Annotated in this window: 1 protein-coding gene; it reads left to right on the top strand. The window is 57.8% G+C overall.

Translation table 11 applies throughout. The features are described 5' to 3' along the window. Window positions 1-342 precede the first annotated feature (342 nt). Entirely contained in the window at window positions 343-1548 is a 1206-nt protein-coding gene (locus ACXRVY_RS28000) for a benzoate/H(+) symporter BenE family transporter (RefSeq protein WP_223458506.1), read from the top strand. Window positions 1549-1624: the final 76 nt, after the last annotated feature.

The raw sequence follows: 1624 nt of genomic DNA, 5'->3' as shown, positions 1-1624 counted from the left end.
TCACTACCCATCGTAGAAATGATGAATATCCGAGCATATCACATGGAGGTTAGGCAACTAATAAATCAACTCAATCGATGAATTGATTCGATTGAAGCGGTGATTGAATCGGTAAGCATCTTTACTGGATGATATTTTTAAACAATATTATTTATTTTAAAATCAACAAGTTACCTAACAAACCGGCGAAAAATAAGCAGTAATAGCAAAAAAACATCTCGCAACAACCTCTCGACCTATTGAATCAACTCAATTCATTCAAATACACTCATCTCGAATCGAATCAATCGACTCAATCTCAATCCGAATCACCGCGTGCCTGCCGCGCCCAGTCGAGACATCATGGACACACTCAGAAAGGATCTATCCCTGTCAGCGGTCATCGCAGGCTTCATCGCGGTGATCATTTCCTATGCCGGCCCGCTGATCATCGTGTTTCAGGCGGCCCGGGAAGCGCACCTGCCCAACGACGAGGTGTCTTCCTGGATCTGGGCCATTTCCATCGGCAGCGGCATTACCGGCCTGTTGCTGAGCTGGCGCTTGCGGGTTCCGGTGATTACGGCCTGGTCCACGCCGGGCGCGGCGCTGCTGGTGTCGATGCTGCCCACGGTCTCCCTGCCCCAGGCCATCGGCGCGTATGTGGTGGCGTCGGTGATTATCGCGGTGGTCGGTTTGTCCGGCGCGTTCGACAAATTGATGAGTCGCCTGCCCAAAGCCATCGCCGCTGCCATGCTCGCCGGCATCCTGTTTCGTTTCGGCGCCGAACTCTTCACCTCGATCAAGCTGCAGCCGGGCCTGGTGCTGTCGATGATCGCGGCGTACCTGATCTTCAAGCGCTTTTCACCGCGCTACGCGATTCTGTCGGTATTGATTGTCGGTTGCGCCGTGGCCGCTTCGTTCGGCGAACTCAACAGCGGATCGATCACCATCGACGTCGCCCACCCGATCTTCATCGCCCCGGAGTGGAGCTGGCACGCGATCATCAATATCGGCCTGCCGCTGGCCCTGGTGACCCTGACCGGGCAATACGTGCCGGGCATGGCAGTGTTGCGTACCTCGGGCTACAACACCCCGGCGCGCTCGATCATTTCGGTCACGGCAATCGGTTCGATCCTGATGGCGCCCTTCGGCTCCCACGGTTTCAACCTCGCGGCCATTACCGCCGCCATCTGCACCGGTCGCGAAGCCCATGAAGATCGCGACAAGCGCTATATCGCCGGGATCGCCTGCGGGGTGTTCTACATCCTGATGGGTACCTTCGGCGCGACCCTGGCCTCGGTGTTTTCCGCCTTGCCCAAAGAGTTGATTGCCTCCCTCGCCGGCCTGGCCCTGTTCGGGGCGATCAGCGCCGGGCTGACCGGCGCCATGGCTGACGAGAAACAACGTGAAGCGGCGCTGATCACCTTCCTGGTCACGGCATCGGGCATGAGTTTCCTCGGGCTGGCCGCTGCATTCTGGGGGCTGATCTTCGGGCTTGTAGCGCATTTCGTACTGACCTATACCCGGGAACGCAAAGCCACCTCCGTCACCGAGGGCAGCCGACCATGATCGCTCGTTACGACTCCATTGTGGTCGGCGGCGGACTGTTACACGCATCACCGCATCTCGCGCCAGCCTCCGTGGC

This window comes from Pseudomonas sp. P5_A2_2, assembly GCF_054177685.1.
This window is presented reverse-complemented; position numbering and strand designations above follow the sequence as displayed.

Coding starts and splice junctions, on each gene's coding strand:
- ACXRVY_RS28000 (WP_223458506.1), top strand. CDS start 343: ATGGACACACTCAGAAAGGATCTATCCCTGTCAGCGGTCATCGCAGGC.